The organism is Pseudomonas sp. W2-17, from assembly GCF_041060445.1.
Taxonomy (GTDB): domain Bacteria; phylum Pseudomonadota; class Gammaproteobacteria; order Pseudomonadales; family Pseudomonadaceae; genus Aquipseudomonas.
Genome location: NZ_JAUFNS010000010.1, coordinates 174,502 through 193,164, shown reverse-complemented (window position 1 = coordinate 193,164; position 18,663 = coordinate 174,502). Strand labels below are relative to the sequence as shown.

At 59.3% G+C, this 18,663-nt stretch carries 18 protein-coding genes and 1 pseudogene; 13 read left to right on the top strand and 6 right to left on the bottom strand.

Annotated features, from left to right (window positions below; genetic code table 11):
* Window positions 1-227: 227 nt before the first annotated feature.
* Both QWI20_RS14980 and QWI20_RS14975 read left to right on the top strand, forming a co-directional pair.
* On the top strand, window positions 228-746 hold the full coding sequence (locus QWI20_RS14980; RefSeq protein WP_369306155.1) for a (2Fe-2S)-binding protein: 519 nt from the start codon (window positions 228-230) through the stop codon (window positions 744-746).
* The gene (locus QWI20_RS14975; protein ID WP_369306154.1) at window positions 743-4,324 is read left to right on the top strand and encodes a molybdopterin cofactor-binding domain-containing protein; all 3,582 of its coding nucleotides are present in this window, start codon (window positions 743-745) and stop codon (window positions 4,322-4,324) included. Before QWI20_RS14980 ends, QWI20_RS14975 begins: the two co-directional genes overlap by 4 nt.
* A 450-nt stretch (window positions 4,325-4,774) precedes the next feature.
* On the opposite strand, the gene QWI20_RS14970 is transcribed toward QWI20_RS14975, so the two are convergent.
* The 3 genes from QWI20_RS14970 to QWI20_RS14960 form a co-directional block, all read right to left on the bottom strand.
* Window positions 4,775-5,419: a TetR/AcrR family transcriptional regulator gene (locus QWI20_RS14970; protein WP_346628331.1), complete on the bottom strand. Its 645-nt coding sequence runs from the start codon at window positions 5,417-5,419 to the stop codon at window positions 4,775-4,777.
* 5 nt (window positions 5,420-5,424) lie between these two features.
* Window positions 5,425-6,768 carry a CDP-diacylglycerol--serine O-phosphatidyltransferase gene (pssA, locus tag QWI20_RS14965; protein ID WP_192174743.1) on the bottom strand — a complete coding sequence of 448 codons (1,344 nt, stop codon included), beginning with the start codon at window positions 6,766-6,768 and terminating at the stop codon, window positions 5,425-5,427.
* A 136-nt stretch (window positions 6,769-6,904) separates the two neighbouring features.
* The gene (locus QWI20_RS14960; protein WP_369306153.1) at window positions 6,905-7,909 is read right to left on the bottom strand and encodes an NADP-dependent oxidoreductase; all 1,005 of its coding nucleotides are present in this window, start codon (window positions 7,907-7,909) and stop codon (window positions 6,905-6,907) included.
* A 252-nt stretch (window positions 7,910-8,161) separates the two neighbouring features.
* On the opposite strand from QWI20_RS14960, the gene QWI20_RS14955 reads away from it, so the two are divergent.
* From QWI20_RS14955 to QWI20_RS14910, 10 genes and pseudogenes are all read left to right on the top strand, one after another.
* Window positions 8,162-8,923, top strand: coding sequence for an SDR family oxidoreductase (locus QWI20_RS14955; protein WP_369306152.1), 762 nt, complete (start codon window positions 8,162-8,164; stop codon window positions 8,921-8,923).
* A gap of 92 nt (window positions 8,924-9,015) precedes the next feature.
* The gene (locus QWI20_RS14950) at window positions 9,016-10,488 is read left to right on the top strand and encodes a mechanosensitive ion channel domain-containing protein (RefSeq protein WP_369306151.1); all 1,473 of its coding nucleotides are present in this window, start codon (window positions 9,016-9,018) and stop codon (window positions 10,486-10,488) included.
* A gap of 53 nt (window positions 10,489-10,541) precedes the next feature.
* Entirely contained in the window at window positions 10,542-10,802 is a 261-nt protein-coding gene (locus QWI20_RS14945) for a hypothetical protein (RefSeq protein ID WP_369306150.1), read from the top strand.
* A gap of 30 nt (window positions 10,803-10,832) precedes the next feature.
* A complete protein-coding gene (locus tag QWI20_RS14940) occupies window positions 10,833-11,171 on the top strand; it encodes a hypothetical protein (protein ID WP_369306149.1) in 339 nt (112 codons plus the stop codon).
* A gap of 105 nt (window positions 11,172-11,276) precedes the next feature.
* Window positions 11,277-12,077 carry an enhanced serine sensitivity protein SseB gene (gene sseB, locus QWI20_RS14935; RefSeq protein ID WP_369306148.1) on the top strand — a complete coding sequence of 267 codons (801 nt, stop codon included), beginning with the start codon at window positions 11,277-11,279 and terminating at the stop codon, window positions 12,075-12,077.
* Window positions 12,078-12,159: 82 nt separating this feature from the next.
* The gene (locus QWI20_RS14930; RefSeq protein ID WP_369306147.1) at window positions 12,160-12,600 is read left to right on the top strand and encodes a hypothetical protein; all 441 of its coding nucleotides are present in this window, start codon (window positions 12,160-12,162) and stop codon (window positions 12,598-12,600) included.
* Window positions 12,601-12,741: 141 nt separating this feature from the next.
* Window positions 12,742-13,188: a GNAT family N-acetyltransferase gene (locus QWI20_RS14925; protein ID WP_369306146.1), complete on the top strand. Its 447-nt coding sequence runs from the start codon at window positions 12,742-12,744 to the stop codon at window positions 13,186-13,188.
* 151 nt (window positions 13,189-13,339) lie between these two features.
* Window positions 13,340-13,903, top strand: coding sequence for a hypothetical protein (locus QWI20_RS14920; RefSeq protein ID WP_369306145.1), 564 nt, complete (start codon window positions 13,340-13,342; stop codon window positions 13,901-13,903).
* 341 nt (window positions 13,904-14,244) lie between these two features.
* Entirely contained in the window at window positions 14,245-14,595 is a 351-nt protein-coding gene (locus QWI20_RS14915; RefSeq protein WP_369306176.1) for a T6SS immunity protein Tdi1 domain-containing protein, read from the top strand.
* Between the two features lie 121 nt (window positions 14,596-14,716).
* Window positions 14,717-15,017: pseudogene (locus tag QWI20_RS14910) on the top strand (hypothetical protein).
* Between the two features lie 197 nt (window positions 15,018-15,214).
* Here the strand turns inward: QWI20_RS14910 and QWI20_RS14905 are convergent.
* The 3 genes from QWI20_RS14905 to QWI20_RS14895 form a co-directional block, all read right to left on the bottom strand.
* On the bottom strand, window positions 15,215-15,526 hold the full coding sequence (locus QWI20_RS14905) for a hypothetical protein (protein WP_369306144.1): 312 nt from the start codon (window positions 15,524-15,526) through the stop codon (window positions 15,215-15,217).
* 134 nt (window positions 15,527-15,660) lie between these two features.
* Complete coding sequence (locus QWI20_RS14900; RefSeq protein WP_369306143.1) at window positions 15,661-16,059, bottom strand: YrhB domain-containing protein; 399 nt, start codon at window positions 16,057-16,059, stop codon at window positions 15,661-15,663.
* 388 nt (window positions 16,060-16,447) lie between these two features.
* Window positions 16,448-18,187: a hypothetical protein gene (locus tag QWI20_RS14895; RefSeq protein ID WP_369306142.1), complete on the bottom strand. Its 1,740-nt coding sequence runs from the start codon at window positions 18,185-18,187 to the stop codon at window positions 16,448-16,450.
* A gap of 25 nt (window positions 18,188-18,212) precedes the next feature.
* Here QWI20_RS14895 and QWI20_RS14890 point away from each other — a divergent pair, with 25 nt between their 5' ends.
* Window positions 18,213-18,461 carry a hypothetical protein gene (locus QWI20_RS14890; RefSeq protein WP_369306141.1) on the top strand — a complete coding sequence of 83 codons (249 nt, stop codon included), beginning with the start codon at window positions 18,213-18,215 and terminating at the stop codon, window positions 18,459-18,461.
* The last annotated feature ends 202 nt before the right edge of the window (window positions 18,462-18,663 follow it).

Genomic DNA, 18,663 nt, shown 5'->3' with positions numbered 1-18,663 from the left:
TGCCCGCGAACACGATCTGCCCGCGACATTTATGTGCCTGACCCACTGCATTCGCGAGCAAGCTCACTCCTACATGGAGAATGTTCAGTCCACCAAATTGCGACGTCGAAACGACCAAACCCACCCCAATACTCCAACGTCCTACAGCCTTTTCTCCGCTGGCATGCTTCCTGCTCTCGTTTCATGAAGTAATCACTTCATCAAATGCAAGCTACAGCGGGTAACACATGAAGGCTGACACGAGCGAGCCACAGCGGGCGGCGGAGAAGACCGTGACCCTGAACGTCAACGGTCAGGCCACACGCGTCACGGCAATGCCTGACACGCCGCTGTTACTGATCCTGCGCAACGATTTGCACCTCAATGGCCCCAAATACGGCTGCGGCCTGGGCGAGTGCGGCGCCTGCACGGTGATCATCGACGGCGTCGCCGCACGCTCCTGCGTGTTTCCCCTGGCCGGCGCCCAAGGGCGCGAGATCACCACGCTGGAAGGCATCGGTTCGCGAGACCGCCCGCATCCGGTGCAGCAAGCCTTCATCGACGAACAGGCCGCGCAATGTGGCTACTGCATGAACGGCATGATCATGACCGCCAAGGCCTTGCTCGACCGCAACCCGCACCCCACCGAAGCGCAGATTCGCAACGAACTGTCAGCCAACCTGTGCCGCTGCGGCACGCACCTTGAAATCCTCAGTGCGGTCATGCGTGCCGCGCGTCATCAGCCCAGCCCGGATCCCGTCCAATGACCCAGACCTTGCCCACGCGCGATGAATTGCTCGCCCAAAACGGCGTGCTGCTGATCGTCGACGACATCCTGCCGCCGTCCGGTCCGGTCGCCAAAGGTGGCATTCCCACGGTCAGGCCCATGGAATTGGGGCTGTTCATTGCCATCGATCAGGACAGCCGCGTCTATGCGTTCAACGGCCATGTTGACCTCGGCACCGGCATTCGCACCTCGCTGACGCAGATTGTCGCCGAAGAGCTGGACCTGCAGATGGATCAGGTGACGATGATTCTGGGCGACACCGAGCGTGCGCCGAATCAGGGCGCGACCATCGCCAGCGCCACCTTGCAGATTTCCGCCATCCCGCTGCGCAACGCGGCGGCCGAGGCGCGGCGTTACCTGCTGCAACAAGCCGCGCAGCAGTGGTCGGTCGATCTGGATTCGTTAGTCATCGACAGCGGCGTGATCAAGGCACAGGACGGTCGCGAACTGACCTTTGGCCAACTGCTGGTGGATCAGCGTGTCGAATTGCGCATCTCCGGCAACGCACCCCTCAAGCGGCTGCAGGACTACAAACTGGTGGGGCAGGGCGCCGCCCGTGTCGACATTCCGGGCAAGGCCACCGGCGAATTGACCTACGTGCACGACATGCGTTTACCGGACATGCTCCACGGCCGTGTCGTACGTCCGCCCTACGCCGGTTACGACACCGGCGACTTCGTCGGCACCAGCCTGCTGGAGGTGGACGAATCTTCTATCGCGCACATTCCCGGCATCGTCCGCGTGGTGGTGATTCGGGATTTCGTCGGCATCGTCGCAATGCGCGAAGAGCAGGCGGCCAAGGCGGCGCGGGAACTCAAGGTCACCTGGAAGCCTTGGCAGCACAATTTGCCGGACATGAGCAACATCGAGCAGGCGATACGCGACAACCCCAGCATTCAGCGAGTGGTGCTCGATCAGGGCAATGTCGAAGACGCCTTGGCCCAGGCCAGCGAGCGGATGACGCGAACCTATCTGTGGCCCTACCAGATTCACGGCTCCATCGGACCTTCGTGCGGGCTGGCGGACTACAGCGAAGAAGGCATTCGGGTCTGGTCCGGCACGCAGAACCCCCACATGCTGCGCGCCGATCTGGCCTGGCTGCTGGAATACCCCGAAGAGCAGATCGACATCATCCGCATGGAAGCGGCCGGCTGTTACGGGCGCAATTGCGCTGATGACGTCTGCGCCGACGCGGTGTTGCTGTCCCGCGCCGTGGGCCGGCCGGTGCGCGTGCAACTGACCCGCGAGCAGGAACATGCCTGGGAGCCGAAAGGCACCGCCCAATTGATGGAAGTCGAGGGCGGGCTGAACGCCGATGGCGGCATTGCCGGTTATGACTTCAGCACCCGTTATCCGTCGAACAACTCACCGACCCTGGCCTTGCTGTTGACCGGGCGCGTGGAGCCGGTGGCGACGATGTTCGAAATGGGCGACCGCACTTCGATCCCGCCCTATGACATCGAGCACATGCGCGTCACCATTCACGACATGGCGCCGATTGTGCGGGCCTCGTGGATGCGCGGTGTGTCGGCACTTCCCAATACGTTCGCTCACGAGTCCTACATCGATGAGTTGGCTTTCGCCGCTGGCGTTGACCCCATCGAATACCGCCTGCGCTACTTGCACGACGAGCGCGCTGCCGAACTGGTCCGCGCCACCGCCGCCCGGGCCGACTGGGCGCCGCGCACCCAGCCGATGCAGATCCCGGAAGAAGACGGTGTCTTGCGCGGGCGCGGTTTTGCCTACGCGCGCTACATCCACAGCAAGTTTCCCGGCTTCGGCGCGGCGTGGGCGGCGTGGGTCGCGGATGTCGCGATCGACAAGCACACCGGCGATGTGTCGGTGACTCGCGTGGTGATCGGCCACGATGCCGGCATGATGGTCAACCCGGCCGGCGTGCAGCATCAGATTCACGGCAATGTCATCCAGTCCACCAGCCGGGTGCTCAAGGAGCGGGTGACATTTGAGGAATCCACGGTGGCAAGCAAGGAGTGGGGCGGCTACCCGATTCTGACGTTCCCCGAAGTGCCGAAGGTCGACGTCATGATGATGCCGCGCCAGGCCGAGCCACCCATGGGCGCCGGGGAATCGGCGTCGGTCCCGAGTGCGGCGGCCATTGCCAATGCCGTGTATGACGCGACCGGGATTCGCTTTCGCGAGCTGCCGATCACGGCGGAACGCATTCTCGCCGCGCTGAACAGCGCTGGCGTGGAATCCAACAGCCAGCCGCCGCAGTCGCCGAAAGCCAAGCGTTCGAAATGGCTGTTCGGTTCGTTGTTTGCGGCATTCGGCGCGTTGCTGGGTATGGCCGCGACGGCGTTGCCCTGGCGTGCTGAAATCGCGCCGATCACGCCGCCCGCAGCGGGCACCTGGTCATCGGCAACCCTGGAACGCGGGCGATTGCTGGCAGCGGTCGGCGACTGCGCGGTCTGCCACACCGCCCCAAATGGCGCCAGCAATGCCGGCGGGCTGGCGATGCAGACGCCGTTTGGCACTTTATATAGCAGCAATATCACCCCGGACCCGGAGACCGGCATCGGCAACTGGTCGTATCCGGCGTTCGAGCGGGCGATGCGTGACGGCATCAGTCGCGATGGCAAACACCTTTACCCGGCGTTTCCCTACACGGCCTTCAGAAACATCGAGGACGCCGACATGCAGGCGCTGTACGCGTACCTGATGTCGCAGACGCGGGTGAAACAGGTTCAGCCCGCCAACGACATGCGCTTTCCGTTCAATGTGCGGCCGTTGATGGCCGGCTGGAACGCGCTGTACCTGCGCAAAGGCGAGGTGCAGACGCAGCCACAGCAAAGCGCGCAATGGAATCGCGGTCAGTATCTGGTCAACGGTCTGGGGCATTGCGCCGCCTGCCATTCGCCTCGGGATCTGCTGGGGGCGGAGAAGGGCGGCACGTCGTTTCTTGCCGGCGGCACGGTGGACGGCTGGGAAGCGCCGGCGCTCAACAGCCTGTCGAAAGCGCCGACGCCGTGGACCGAGGACCAGTTGTTCAATTACCTGAGCAGCGGGTATTCCGATGCCCATGGTGTCGCCGCAGGACCGATGGGCCCGGTGGTGTCGGAACTGGCGAAACTGCCGAAGAGTGACGTGCGGGCGATTGCGGTGTATCTGGCGGCGTTGAATGAGCCTGCGTCTGGCAGTGCTGACATCCGTCCCGCGACGGTGACCGGTCTGGCAGAGAAACCGCGCGTTTCGCTCCAGTCGTTGAGCAACGGCCAGCGGGTGTTCGAAGGCTCGTGCCAGGGTTGTCATGCGGACGGTCTGGGGCCGAAGCTGTTTGGCGTGAGCCCATCGCTGGCGACCAATACCAACGTCCACAGCACGCTGCCCGACAACCTGATCAAAGTGATTCAGCAGGGGATCGACAAGCCGGCGACGGCGGATCTGGGTTACATGCCGGCCTTTAAGGACAGCCTGTCCAATACCCAGATCAGCGACCTGGCCGCGTACTTGCGCAACCGATTTGCGCCGAATGAGCCGCAGTGGGCGGGGTTGAAGGACAAGGTGGCACATTTGAAAGCCAATCCCGGAACGCACTGATTGGGTATGCCTGAGGGATTTACTTACTCTTCAGGGACTGCGCTGGACCTGTGCTGAATAAAGTCCGTGTGGGAGTGAGGTTGCTCACGAAGACTGCATTTCGACCGCTAAATATCTGGCGGATGTACTGGCCCCTGTGGGAGTGAGCTTGCTCACGAAAGCGGTATCTCAGCCACAGAATATTCAGCGGATGTACCGGCGCCTTCGCGAGCAAGCTCGCTCCCACAGACTGCATTTCAACCGCTAAATATCTAGCGGATGTACAGGCCTCTGTGGGAGTGAGCTTGCTCACGAAAGCTGCATCTCAACCGCTAAATATCTGGCGGATGTACTGGCCCCTGTGGGAGTGAGCTTGCTCACGAAAGCATTATTCCAGCCACAGAATACTCAGCGGATGTACCGGCGCCTTCGCGAGCAAGCTCGCTCCCACAGGGGCACCGTTTGCTGCACCTACTCCGGCAACACCCTCACACCCCGCATCACCAGATCCTGAATAAACGCCAGCCAATCCGTCCGCTCTCCCTCTGCGGCCATGTCCTGGCCGAGGAACGAGCTGAGGGTGTGCAGGTTGGAGTTATAGAAGTAGCACAGCGACGCGATCATCAAATACACGTGCTTGATGTCCAGGTCCTGCCGAAACAAACCCTGTGCCTGACCGGCATCGATGATCGGTCTGAGCACGCCGACGGCTTCGCCTGACAACCGTCGAAGCTCGCCGGACTGGCGCGCGTGCCTGCCCTTGTGCAGGTTTTCGATGCTGAGGATGGCGACGAATTCCGGGTGGCTGACGTAATAGTCCCAGACAAACGCCACCAACTGCCGCAGCGTCTGCACCGGCGTCGACGGGTCCAGTGACAGCAGGCTTTCGGCGCGGTTGAACTGCTCGTAGGTGTGCTCAAGCACTTTGACGAACAGCTTCTCCTTGCTGCCGAAGTAGTAATAAATCATCCGGTCGTTGGATTCGGCTTCGGCGGAGATCTTCTCGATGCGCCCGCCGGAATACCCGTCGCGGGTGAACACCGTGATCGCCGCCTGAAGAATGCGCGCGCGGGTTTGATCGGCCTGTTGCGCGCGAACGCCAGTGCTTTTGCCCATGGTCGTCAGAGAATCCGGTAGAGCAGGCGCTCGACGCGGACCCGGCTGACCCGGCGCAGAAAAGTGCGCACGCCAACCGGGTATTCGCTCAGAGTATCGAGCTCGTCAAACTTGCCGACCCGATGGGTATTGCGCATCAGCAGCGCGATTTCCTCGGCGCGCGGCTTCAGCCATTCGCCCTTGGGGTCATCGATCAGCACGGCGTTTTCCAGGTCCAGCTGAAAGGCCCGCGGATTCAGGTTGTTGCCGGTCAGCAGGGTATAGCGGTCGTCCGACCACAGGCCCTTGAGGTGATAGGTGTTGTCGCCGTCTTTCCACAGATGGATGTTCAGCTGGTGCTTGGCGATCGCCGTCTGATGCTTCTGCATGAAGCGCCGCAGGCTGATCTCATACAGATACGGCAGCGCAGAGATCACCTTGAATGGCTCCTCCGGCGAAATGAAAAAGTCGTTGGCGGTCTTGTCGCCGATGATGATGTCGACCTTTACACCCCGCTTCAGCGCGCGATTGATCTCGCGCTTCACCACCAGCGGCATGTTGAAGTACGGCGTGCACAGCGTCAGTTGCTCATCGGTCGCGGCAATCAGATCGCAGAGGGTTTTGCTCAGCGGGTTCTTGTTGCCGATGCCCAACAGCGGAATGACGCGCATCTCGCCATTGTCACGCACGCCATCATTGACGTCGTAGCTGGCGCGCTTGAGGTGCTGGCGGAACTGACGAATCTCCCCGCGCAGGCTACGAGAGCTGGGCGGCGAGGGCAGGTCGAGGCGATGCACGGCGTCGGACGGCAGAATGTCCTGCTGGACCAGACGCTGGAACGAGTCGGCCAGGCCTTTGCTGTCAATCAGGTGATAGCGATCGAGCCGGTATTTGCCGAGCTTGTGCAGATAGACATTATTGATGCTGGCGCCGCTGTAGATCACGCAGTCGTCGATGACGCAGCCCTTGAGGTGCAATACGCCGAACAGCTCGCGGGTTTGCACGGGCACGCCGTACACCGGCACTTCCTGATCGTGTTCCAGGTTCTGCGCCTGATACCACGCCGAGTTCCCGGCCTGCTTGCCGGCGCCGATCAGGCCGCGTTGGGCGCGGAACCAGTCGACCAGCACCACGACGTCCAGCTCCGGCCGCGCAGCCTTGGCGGCGTACAGCGCATCGAGAATCTCCTGCCCGGCTTCATCCTGCTGCAAGTACAGGGCGACGATGTAAATCCGCCGGGTGGCGGCGGCAATCTTCGCCAGCAGTGTCTGCCGGTAATCGGCGGCACTCGGCAGAATCGTGATCGCCGTGCCGGAGGATTCAAAACCACGCAGCGCTGCAAGGGTAGAACGTCGGAAGGGAGCCCGCATAAGCCTCTCGATGGGTCGGATCAACAGCGCACGAGCTTACACCAGAGTGCGCCCTCTGGTGGTTTCGGCAGCGTTATCCGTGAGTTGTTCAGCGGATTATCAGCGAAGGCTCACAGGTTGAGCCCACCCATTCAGCTCACACCTTCAAGATCAACTTGCCGCTGTTCTCGCCCTTGAAGAGCATCTGCAGGGTTTCGGGGAAGGTCTCAAGGCCCTCAACGATGTGCTCTTTGCTCTTCAGCTTGCCCTGGGCCAGCCAGCCGGCCATTTCCATCCCGGCTTTGGCGAAGTTTTCGGCATGGTCCATCACCACGAAACCTTCCATGCGCGCGCGATTGACCAGCAGCGACAGGTAATTGGCCGGGCCTTTGACGGCTTCCTTGTTGTTGTACTGACTGATGGCGCCGCAGATCACCACCCGCGCCTTCAACGCCAGGCGGGTCAGGACCGCATCGAGGATGTCGCCGCCGACGTTATCGAAATACACGTCCACGCCTTTGGGGCACTCGCGTTTCAGCGCCGCATGAATGTCCTCGTTCTTATAGTCGATCGCGCCGTCGAAACCGAACTCATCGATCAGCGTCTGGCACTTTTCCTCGCCGCCGGCGATACCGATGACCCGGCAGCCTTTGATTTTGGCGATCTGACCGGCAATGCTGCCGACCGCACCGGCGGCGCCGGAAATCACCACGGTGTCACCGGCCTTGGGCTGGCCGACTTCGAGCAGGGCGAAATACGCCGACATACCGGTCATGCCCAGCGCCGCCAGGTACACCGGCAGCGGCACGAGTTTGGGGTCGACCTTGTTGAAGCCCTTGGGCTCGCCGACGAAATAATCCTGCACCCCGAGCACGCCCTGAACGTAATCGCCCACGGCGAATTTCGGGTGTTGCGACTCAATGACCTTGCCCGCACCCAACGCGCGCATCACCGCACCCAGCTCGACCGGCGCGATATACGACTTGCCTTCGTTCATCCAGCCGCGCATGGCCGGGTCCAGGGACAGGTATTCGCTTTTCACCAAGATCTGGCCTTCGGCGAGTTCCGCAACAGGCACGGTCTGGAAGGTGAAATCTTCACGGCTGGCGGCACCCACCGGGCGGCGCGCGAGGAGGAATTGGCGGTTGTTCAGGGCGGTCATGGCAGGGCTCTCGATTATCGGCGAAGCGGCAGTGATAGACCGGAACGGTCCCGACAGCAAGGATTGCCAGTGCACCGAATGCCCGCCGATCCATGCTGATGATGGCCCTTGTCGCGGATCATCATCGCCACCAATGGCCCGGCAACCGGCCACTTGATAGTGCTGACGCTGATTGTGCCGCGACCGCTAAGCTGCGGCCCATCACGGCATGTGCCGAGCCTCCTATTAATACGTACAAAAAAGGACGATCCCATGAGCATGACGTTTTCCGGTCAGGTTGCGTTGGTCACCGGCGCCGCGGCGGGCATTGGCCGAGCGACCGCGCTGGCATTTGCCGAACACGGCCTGAAAGTGCTAGTGGTGGATCTGGACAGCGCGGGCGGCGAGGGCACGGCCGAGTTGATTCGTCAGGCGGGCGGGGAAGCGCTGTTTCTGTCGTGCGACGTGACCAAGGACGTCCAGGTGCAGCAGATGATGGCTCATGCCGTGGACGCCTACGGCCGCGTCGATTACGCCTTCAACAACGCCGGCATCGAAATCGAGAAGGGCCGCCTCGCCGAAGGCAGCGAAGCCGAGTTCGACGCGATCATGGGCGTCAACGTCAAGGGCGTCTGGCTGTGCATGAAATACCAGTTGCCGCTGATGCTGGCCCAGGGCGGCGGGGCAATCGTCAACACCGCATCCGTCGCCGGGCTGGGCGCGGCGCCGAAGATGAGCATCTACAGCGCGTCCAAGCACGCGGTGATCGGCCTGACCAAATCGGCCGCCATCGAGTACGCCAAAAAACACATCCGCGTGAACGCCGTGTGCCCGGCGGTGATCGACACCGACATGTTCCGCCGCGCCCACGAAGCCGACCCGCGCAAGGCCGAATTCGCCGCGACCATGCACCCGGTCGGGCGGATCGGCAAAGTCGAAGAAATCGCCGCCGCCGTGCTTTACCTGTGCAGCGACGGCGCCGCGTTCACCACCGGGCACTCACTGGCGGTGGACGGGGGCGTGACGGCGTTCTGATCGGTCATGCTGTGTCAGCGAAAAAGCACACCGGCGCTCCCGGCGAGGTATTCAGCTAAGCTGCACGGGCTGTCCACCCCCAGGGAATGTCGATGGATCATTTGTGGTTCGCCTATCCGCTGATCAGCGCTGCCGTGCTGCTGGTCATCGACCTCACGCTCTGGCAATGGCTGCACCCGCGCTGGCTGCGGCGCAAGCTGGCGTGCCGGCTGGTGCTGTTCGTGCTGTTCAGCATGGCGCTGCTGGATGGCGGGCTGAGTCCGCTGTATCCGGTGCCCGCGGACTGGTCCGTTCCCCGGCATGTGCTGGGCACCATCCTGACCATCGCCTGGTGGCTGTTCGGCGCGCGGACACTCACCGTGCTCGCCGTCGTGGTCATGGAACCGCGCATCGGCGGCAAGGGCCACCTGCTGCAAGACGTCATGGGCGCGATCATCTTCCTCGTCGCATCAGTGGCGGCGGCCGGCTACGTGCTCGACCTGCCGGTCAAAGGCCTGCTGGCCACCTCCGGCGCCGTGGCGATCATCTTCGGCCTCGCTGTGCAAAGCACGCTGGGCGATGTGTTCTCCGGCATTGTCCTCAATGCGACCAAACCGTTTCGGGTGGACGACTGGATTCGCGTCGACGACATCGAAGGCAAGGTCATCGAAATCGACTGGCGCTCCACCCATCTGCTGACCTCCGAAGGCAGCATGGCCGTGATCCCCAACGCCATGGCTGCCAAGACCCGCATCGTCAACTTCAGCCGCCCGGACCATTTCCATTCGGTCACCCTGTCCATCGAACTGTCGACCCGCCTGCGACCCAGCCTGGTGCTGGACTCCCTGGAGAAAGCGCTGCTCGGCTGCCGCGAATTACTGGCCCAGCCCGCGCCCTCTGCGGTGGTGGTCAAATCCGGCCTGCGCATCGTCGAATACGAAGTCACCGGCTACGTGAAATCCCGAGACCGGCGCTCAGCGGTGCGTAATCAGCTGTTCGACCTCATTCACCGGCAACTGGCCTCGACCGAAACCCGCCAGGACCAGCAGCGCGCCGCAACCCGCCAGTCTGCGGTGCTCAACACCGTGAATGCGTTGCGCATGCTCAGCGACGCCGACCGCGCGCAACTGGAACAGCACATGCGCCTGAGCGCTTATCCGGCGAAAGACATCGTGCTCGCCGAAGGGGCGGTGCCTGATGCGCTGTTCATTATTGAATCCGGGGTGGTGTCGGCGTCGCTGCAACGGCCGGATGGCTGGCTGGAAGTGGGGCGCATGGGGCCGGGTGAGCTGCTGGGTGAGACCGGCTTCCTCGACGCGACGCCGACGCTGGCTCGATTCTGTGCGTACACCGATTGCATGATTTACCGGATCGACAAGGCCGATCTGGAGCCGTGGCTGGCGGAGCATCCGGAGTTGATTGGGGCGTTGGCTGGGTTGGCGAAGTTTCGGGCGAAGGCGAGGGCGGCGATGCTGGAGGCTAAGCCGGTGGTGGCTGATACGGGTGGGTTTCTGGGTTGGTTGCGCAAGAATGTCAGGCGGTTTGAGGTGACGCGCGGGCCGGGGGCGGATGAAAAGAGAGGCTGACGAAAATAGCTGATGAGCCTGCTTTAGGTAAGGGGAATTTCCGCGATCAATCGATGTTTAGCCGCAAGCAGCCGCTCTACTATGTTGAAAGTAGCTCTCTTATTGGAAGTTTGGCAGGAGCAGGTTTCATGGGGTATGTAGGCGGCTTTGCTGCAGGAGCTGCTTGCGTAATCATTGGTGTTCCCACTGGCGGAATGGGTACACTCGCGTGCGGAGTTGTCGGAGGAGCATTAGGAGGAATGGGAGGAGGAGCCTTAGGTGGAGCAGGCGGCGAAGCATTTGGTGATGTTTTATACGGTAAATTCGGAAAATGAACAGCTTTCAGCTTGGCTAACGGGGTCGTATTGTTGCTTCTGCTGTTAGTGTGTTTTTCAATAGCGTTCATTGCCCATAAGTATATTGACGCTATCGAGAGTCGTCTGACCAACTGCTCTTATGTGATTGATACGCGAGAAGTGTGGGGTAATGCTGGTTTGATCGGTAAAGTCATGAGGGGTGGAATTATTGCTACCGTAGTAATGATGCCAAAGATCCATGCTAAACGAGGTTTGGTCGACGCCGGAGAGGTTGAACGCCTCCCTGGTGCCTACAAGAAGCTGCTGGTTATGCCCATTGCTTTGGGTTCTTTATTAATTCTTTGTCTCATCGCTCTTCGAATAGCGTCGCGTCTACTTGACCAATGATTACATCGCAGGGGCGTGTCGGGCCTGTTGTAGCGTGGGAACCTGTCCCGTGGAAAACTACGCGCGCTTTGCACTCATTTTTTGTCTGTTTTGATGGAGCCACGGATGGAAATCATGAACAACCAGCAAGAAAACGCCCTCGAACAATCCCTCAGGCTGGCGGCGGATGAGCCGGCCCATCGACCTGACTTCTTCAAGACGCTGTTGGACTCCACCGTCTACGTGCTTGGCACTGCCGGGACTGGCAAAGGTCATGTCACGCTCGAAGCGGGTAGCAACATCAGCATCGCGAATTGGCACAAGGCTGACGGCTCACCTGTCATCCCGTTTTTCTCTTCGCTGCAAACACTGCAAGCATCCATAGATGGCGAAGAGTCCTACGTGGAAATCCCGGCCAGATCGCTGTTTGAAATCACGCTGGGCGCCCCTCTTTTCCTCAATCCAAAGTCGCCTTACGGGAAAGAGTTTCTGCCGGAGGAAGTGCGCCATCTGCTCGCCGACGGGATCGGCCAGAAGCCAGCGCAGCGCACGGTCGAAAAAGACACGACCGTGCTGCTCGGACAGCCGTCGCAATACCCGTCCAGGATGATCCACTCACTCACGCAGTTACTCGCCAAACATCGCAACGTAAAACGTGCATTTCTGGCGTTGATGCATGACCCATCGGTTGATCAAAAGCCTCATCTGATCGTTGGTATTGAAGCGGACGGAGATTTTGAACGGGTCATGCGCGAGGCCGGTAACGTTGCCGGAGATACCGCCCCGGAAGGCGAACCCGTTGACCTCTATCGCGTGACCGAAGGGGGTGAAGGCCTTAGCGATTACTTCCTCAAGGAAACAACGCCTTTCTATGAAAGGAAGTCGGCAGGGTGGCTGCGGTCATTGCTTGGTATTGGCAAAGCGTGACAGCGATCAAGCCCGGGCTAAGCGCAGAGCAGGCTTGCGAAATCTTGGTTGGGCTATGCAGTTTTTTAATGGAGAAACAAGAATGGCTGAAATAAGCAAAGTGTCCGCCGAGTTGGTAGAGCAGATCAAAGTGCTGAGTCGCCAGGGACTCGCCTTACTCGGCCTTACAGGGGATTATGCGCCGGCCGATGTGGTTGCGGCGATTACGGAGCGGGTGCGCAATTGCAAAGCGACTGGCACAACGCTGTCCGAGGAGGAAATGTACGCGCTTGGAGCGTTGCTAGGTAACCAGTACGTAGAAGGCCAGGGCTGGCACTGGGGCGATGTCGTTTGGGATTATGATGAGACCACTGCTGCTGTAGGCGTGCTCAACCACGACAACTCATTGTTCATCAATCCTATTGGCTGGGTGGCTCAGGTGATGGAGTCCGAGGGTGGTGTCGGCTTCATGCTCAACTACAACATGGTCAGCGTGCACCAGGTTCCGGTACGCGAACCTGATAGCGCGACAGGCCTGTACTGACGCCTCACTCTGAAGAAGCGTGCCGCCCTCAAATTGAACGCTGGTATTCCAGGGTCTAACAACCGCTACTTGCGTTGCCAATAGCTATGCACTGTAAACCTCTCTAAGCCAGATAGCTCTCCACCCAATCAAGGAAGATCCATGGGCCAAGTCGACATTCAACTGACCACCCATCTGCCCCCGCAGATTCGGGTGCTGGAAAAAGAGGCGGTTGGAGAGGGCTTCAGGTTTCTTACGCGCCTGATTGCCGAGTGGCACTCCGGGATCAATCGCTTCAATGCCCCTGGAGAATGTCTAATGGCCGCATACCGAAACCAGCAGCTAATAGGCATCGGAGGCCTCGCAGTTGATCCCTACGCCGAGAAGAACATGGCGAGGTTGCGACGTGTCTATGTCAGCGCTTCATCAAGGCGGCATCACGTGGGACAGACGTTGGTAAAGGCGCTTGTTGCCCATGCGGCTCTGCGCTTTCAGAGCGTGTGCCTTTTCACCGATACCGCCGCCGGCGACGCGTTTTATCTGAAGTGTGGCTTCATGCGAACAGATGATGAGCATGCCACCCATGTGATGTGCTTGAGCAACATCTGACTCAAGCAACTGTAGGCCAAGACTGATGATTGCAGCGCAGATGCCTCGACCTTTAGGGTGCACCTAAACCCATATTAGGCGATGAATTAGCGGGACAACGCTGACTGGCTGCATTTTTACTTTGGCACTGTGAGACCAAGGATACCCCCTCATGCAATATATGTTTTCCGAAGTCCTTAATGACCTCATCGACTACTTCCTGCTCGGTGACCTTCAACTGTTGAGGCGCTTCAAGCAAGAGCATCAACTTGCAGACGATCTGGCTGGCGAGTTTGTGTCCAGTGAAAGCGGCGACAAGGCCGTTCTTGATGGCGTCCTCATCCCGCTCGCCGGTGTGGAAAACCATCCTTACACCGTTGTTTTCACGTTGGCCGGCGTTGAACCTCAAATGCCCCGGCACGAAGGTCGGGTGCAACATCGTCGCGGCGGTTATTCGCTGCGTGTCGAGCACGGTCGCATACATTTGTTCACGTGGCGCATTCTGCAGGCGTTCACGGATGAGAATCTCGATGAGTTGCTCGAGCGTTATGAGCAATCAAACAGGCCGACTATTGAAGTCCAGAATGGTTGGTATGAAGTGGAAGTGCTGGCGGGTGAAATCCTGCGTGATGAATACTTCGAGCCAGCATTCGAGTTTGTACTGACCAAAACCGCTCTGCCGGTAGATGCCAGCGAGGTGGATATCAACTATCGCTTTGAGGTGGAGTTGCGTTAGGACCCCGCAGGGTAATCGCCTTAACGAGCCCGAGCATCGGCATGTGGCTTTGCAAGCAAATCGCAGTGTCGGGCTCAAGCCAGGACGACTTCAAAGTCGTTGCGACGAAACGTGAGATCTGCGGCAGGCCGCCAAATCGAATAGGGCTTCCTGTCGTTTTCGACCACAAAATTTACAAGCGCGTTCTTGCTGCCAAGCGCTCAACTTGAGGTGTCACCTTGGGACTTTTCTCCAAAATATTCGGAAAGCCATCCGAACCAATTCTCTACACACTCTTTTCGGTTCGACCCTCGAGCGACTTGGGAGCGTGGGCCGCCAGCTTCCCGAACCACACTGAGGTTGTGGGTTACTCAAGCCTCGGCCATTTCTTTCTTCGCAATCCACACGACTCGGAGTACCTCGTACTGCACCCTTTCAAGTGCGCGGCGAAGTCGTGCGGAAGCCACCCGTCAGTCGAAGACTTTGAAGCGGAGGTACTGAAAGAGCCGGGGTTCGAGCTGTATGTGTTGGATTCGGACCACGTTGCCGATCTATTCCGACATCTGGGCCCCCTTGCTGAAAACCAGGTCTACATCCCGCAGCCGTACCCATTTCTTGGCGGTAGCGAAGCCCTCGAGACGTACGAAAAGGGTGATGCCTGGGTCTTTATGCACGTTGTCGCCCACATGCATGGCCTCGACGGCGGCGCCTAAAAGGCCGCCCAGTGACGCCGAAAGACGTTGGGATCATATGCGGCCGGGCATCCTATCCTGTGTGACCAGTCCGCAAGACCCCTTGTCAGCTAGATAGGTCTGCACCCATCAAGGGCTATGGATGGGCCAAGTCGACATTCAAGTGATCACCCATCTCCCCCAGACTCAGGCTAGCGAAAGAGGCGTTTGGACAAGGCTTCAGGTTCCTTTCCCGTCTGATTGACGAGTGGAACCCAGGGTCAAAGAGGCAGCACGTGGGACAGAAGATGGTAAATGCGCTTGTTGCACATGCCGCTCAGCGGTTCCAGAACCTATGCCTATTCACCGATACCGCCGCCGGCGACGCGTTTTATCTGAAGTGCGGCTTCATGCGAACAGACTATGACCATGCGACCCACGTAATGTGCTTGAGCAACAGCTAACTCAGACGAGCAAAAAGGGGACGGATTGATTTTTCAACCAAAATAAATCAGTCTCCTTATCTCGTCCTTATGGTTCCAAACTGCGCAGCCTCGAGCCTCTGAATCGCTTTTGCCTTTTCTAAATGATCCAAGGCTAGCGATCCACGCGGCACGGGTGCGCGCTGTCTGGCACACAGAGCGAATCACGATTCCTGCGATTAACGTCGGTCGAAGCCTTTATCTGACTCTGACTCTGACTCAGTCTTGAAACCAAAAATCAAACCGACCTCCAGAAGTTTTATTGCCGCCTTTCCAGATAACTTGAAAGGAAAAACTTCAAGCATAGAAACGACGTTTTCATACACCAGACCATACTCTCCCGCGTCATCCACCCACTCAGACAACTGATCGATCTGCTCCTGATAAGATAAGGATTCAGGGGGGAAGAACGAAGCTACCTCCGGCTGAGATCCGAGCTCTGCAAGGACGAAGCTGAGGTTGTTTTCAATCAATCGGTAATCTGTCTTCATAGCATATGTTCTTTCTTTAAGTGTCGGCCGGGTGTCCGGTCACTACCCGGTCTATCGCCGTAGCATAAGCCACTCTTATGCCTACACCCACGTGCTTCGAAGAGTTGTCATGTAGCCGCTCATATTTACGACGCCTAGCGCTCTTGAAGGTGATCGTCAATGTACTCTGCTATAGGCTTAACCGTGCCCAGTTCTAACAACTCACCGGTATTCCGGTCAATCAGAAATGGGCTATTTCCCGCTAGCTGATCAGACGAATCGCCAGTTCGTAAGTACTCAGCTGACTGATAGCAAAAGAACCACCCCTCCGCGAACTCACATTCATACGTAATCTGCAAAGGTATCTCTGAATCCTCAAGATACTCTTTCGCCTTATTCAGCGCATATTCATAGTCGAACATCAATTGGTTCTCAACAGCTGCAATGCCCGCCTGCCATTCCGCTTGATAAAACGCAGACCTGACGCTCTCGACGCGGCGGATATTCAGGCTGAGGGACGGGGCAGGCTCCCCAATGGTTTCTAAACTGAGCACCACCTTGGTAGCCCATTTCCTGCCTTATTCGATCTTCGATCTGATGCCACGTGGGCACGATATGCCACAAGAACACTCAACGTCTCCCTGACAATTCCCAGCTTGGGACGCCGCTCGCTTTTTATCATGGTTAAGCGAGTGCAAGAAATTTGGGAACCGAGTATTTCATGACCCAAGCGGGCACCCTAGGTCCCGACCTCCCGCGATGACGTAGGAAGCTTCTGAACTTAAGCAATAGAATGTGCCACATCTGGATTTCCTGGATCGCTAAACCTTCGCGTCTGCCGCTGCACACGGGTGCTCGCGTCCAACAGCAGGAACATCAGACCTGCCAGCAGCCCTCTGACGACGGCAGCCGGCGGTTTCACACTTTAGTTGTATGGCTCGCTCAAGCCTGGCTTTGCGGCGGAGTGTGGTAGACCGATCCGTTATCTGAAGAACCCGACGTCGCAGTGTGATAGCTGGCGTCGTCATCCGAGGAATCATCCACCGGCACCGGGGTTTGGACCTGGAGCGGGGCAGGTGCCGCCGAAGCCACCGACCCAGGGCGCGCTGCTTCGCCAGAGGGTCCGCCGCTGGCCGTGGGTTGCGTCTGCTCGCCCTTAAGGCTTGCGCGAACACTGCCTGCCGGGGACTTGGTAGAGGCGGGTGCCGGGTTCTCGGCATTCGTGATCCGGTTGCCGGTGAGGCTGGTTCGCGGAAGAGATCCCGAATCAGACGCCGCGCGTTGGGACCGCTGACTGGACGGTCTGCTGACACGGCCTGGCTCTTCGCCGAGAGTCTCACCCGGAGCGTCGGCCGGATCTTCATGCACGGATTGAGCGGTTTCGGTAGCGCCTGCCGTGGGTTCCGCTGTTGTCTTGCGTCGCGATTTGAAGTCGTCAACCAGCTTGTCCCCGACTGCCACACCCGCAGCGTTGCTGCCGAACACGACCGAGCCGCCCACTGTATTGACGGCATGTTTTGCGAATGAACCAAGTGCGGGGTGCTGCTTGCTCAAGGCGTCGACCGCGGCGCCTTTACCGGCTTCCAGCGCGGTGAAGCCAGCGGTCAGCGTGCTGACGTTGGCGGCGCCGGAAGGTGTGAAAGTGGCTTTGGCGGTTCTCGATGCCGCCCCGAGCGGATCGCTTACCAGGGTGCGGCCGGCGTCGGCCAGACGTCCCCCTCCATTGGCGAGCGGCGTACGGATGGTTTTCGCGTCCCGCAATGCCTTCAACGCGTCGATCCATTCGGTTTCCTGACTCAGATCCTCTTTGGCCTCGGCATCTCTTCGTCCCAACAACAGCGCGGGTCCACTGGTGCCTTGCTCGGTGCGCCGACTGTTGGCGAGGTACCCGGTGCCGGTCCCGGCAGCGAGACCACCTGCAATGGCAATAGCTGTGTCCACAATGGGCTCGGCCTTCGGGTTGATCGCCGCTACCACCGGGCCTACCACCGTCCGGATCCCATTCCGGATCGTGAACGTCTGCGCCTCCTTGGCGTTCTGGATGGCCAGGTTCGCGGTGGTATCGATAGTCGCCAGCGCGGCATTCAACGACTCATGCAGTTTGTCTGCGGGCGCATGCACGTAATACGCGTCTTCCCTAAGTTTTTTAATGGAAGCGCCGCCGACCTGATCCATCCCTGATGCGGCCGCGAGTGAAATCGTCCCCAGTGCTGCCGCTTTTGCCACCGGGTTTTGTACGTTTGCCCCAATTCCCGTGATCGCCGGAATGGCCGCCTGGAGCGACGACGCCACCGCAAACGGCACGCCGCCCGTTGTACCCGACACCATTGAAGCGTTGCGGTCCATTTTCTCGGCTTTTTCCATCAACGTTCCAAGCTCCTGGAACGAGATGTTCTCCTCCATCAGCTTGTTGACTCGGCTCTCTACGATTCGATCGATTTCTCCCCGGTGCCCGGATTCCGGATCCAGACGATCTTTGTAGGGCTGGAACTGATTGCTCACGTAGGTAGTGAGCAAATGCTTCATGCTTTGGGTCTGGTTCAGCGCCGCTGCACTGATCTCAGCGGATTGAGGATGACCCTGCCCCACGGAAGCGTGGCCGGTGGCGGCGGTCGAGTTTGATCGTTGCTGAAGTTCGATGGAGGCGGAGGTAACGGGGGGTTGCTGGCCAGACACGCGCATGGTGAGGTCCTCTCTGGTTGTAGGGATGCAGCAAGACACGGCTGCTATCAATGATGGTTTTCCAGAGGGTGTGGGGCCGGGAGCGGTGTTCCGGTTCCTGTTGGAAAGGCGGCATTTGACGATTCTGTTTCAGGGTGATGACGATTTGCTGCTGGCGAAGGTGCGCATGAGGGTAACGCGAACCGGCGTGACTGCTACGCGGATGCGTTATGTGAGGTATTGCAGTGCGGCAGCGGAAGAATACGAGCGGTCGTTCAGTTCAGTCTCGCAATAAGGGCTCCAATTTCCCTTCCGGTCACCCTGTCCATCGAACTGTCGCCCGCTTGCGGCCCATTACGCGATTCATTAAACATTTTGCATCCGAGGGCGTACATCCGAAACAGGCGCAAGCTAGCCAAATCTGTAGCGGAGCCGTACTGTAGGCCCCGAGAAGATGTATAGAGTCGCTTTCTGACCTTATCGGATAGACATCCAGC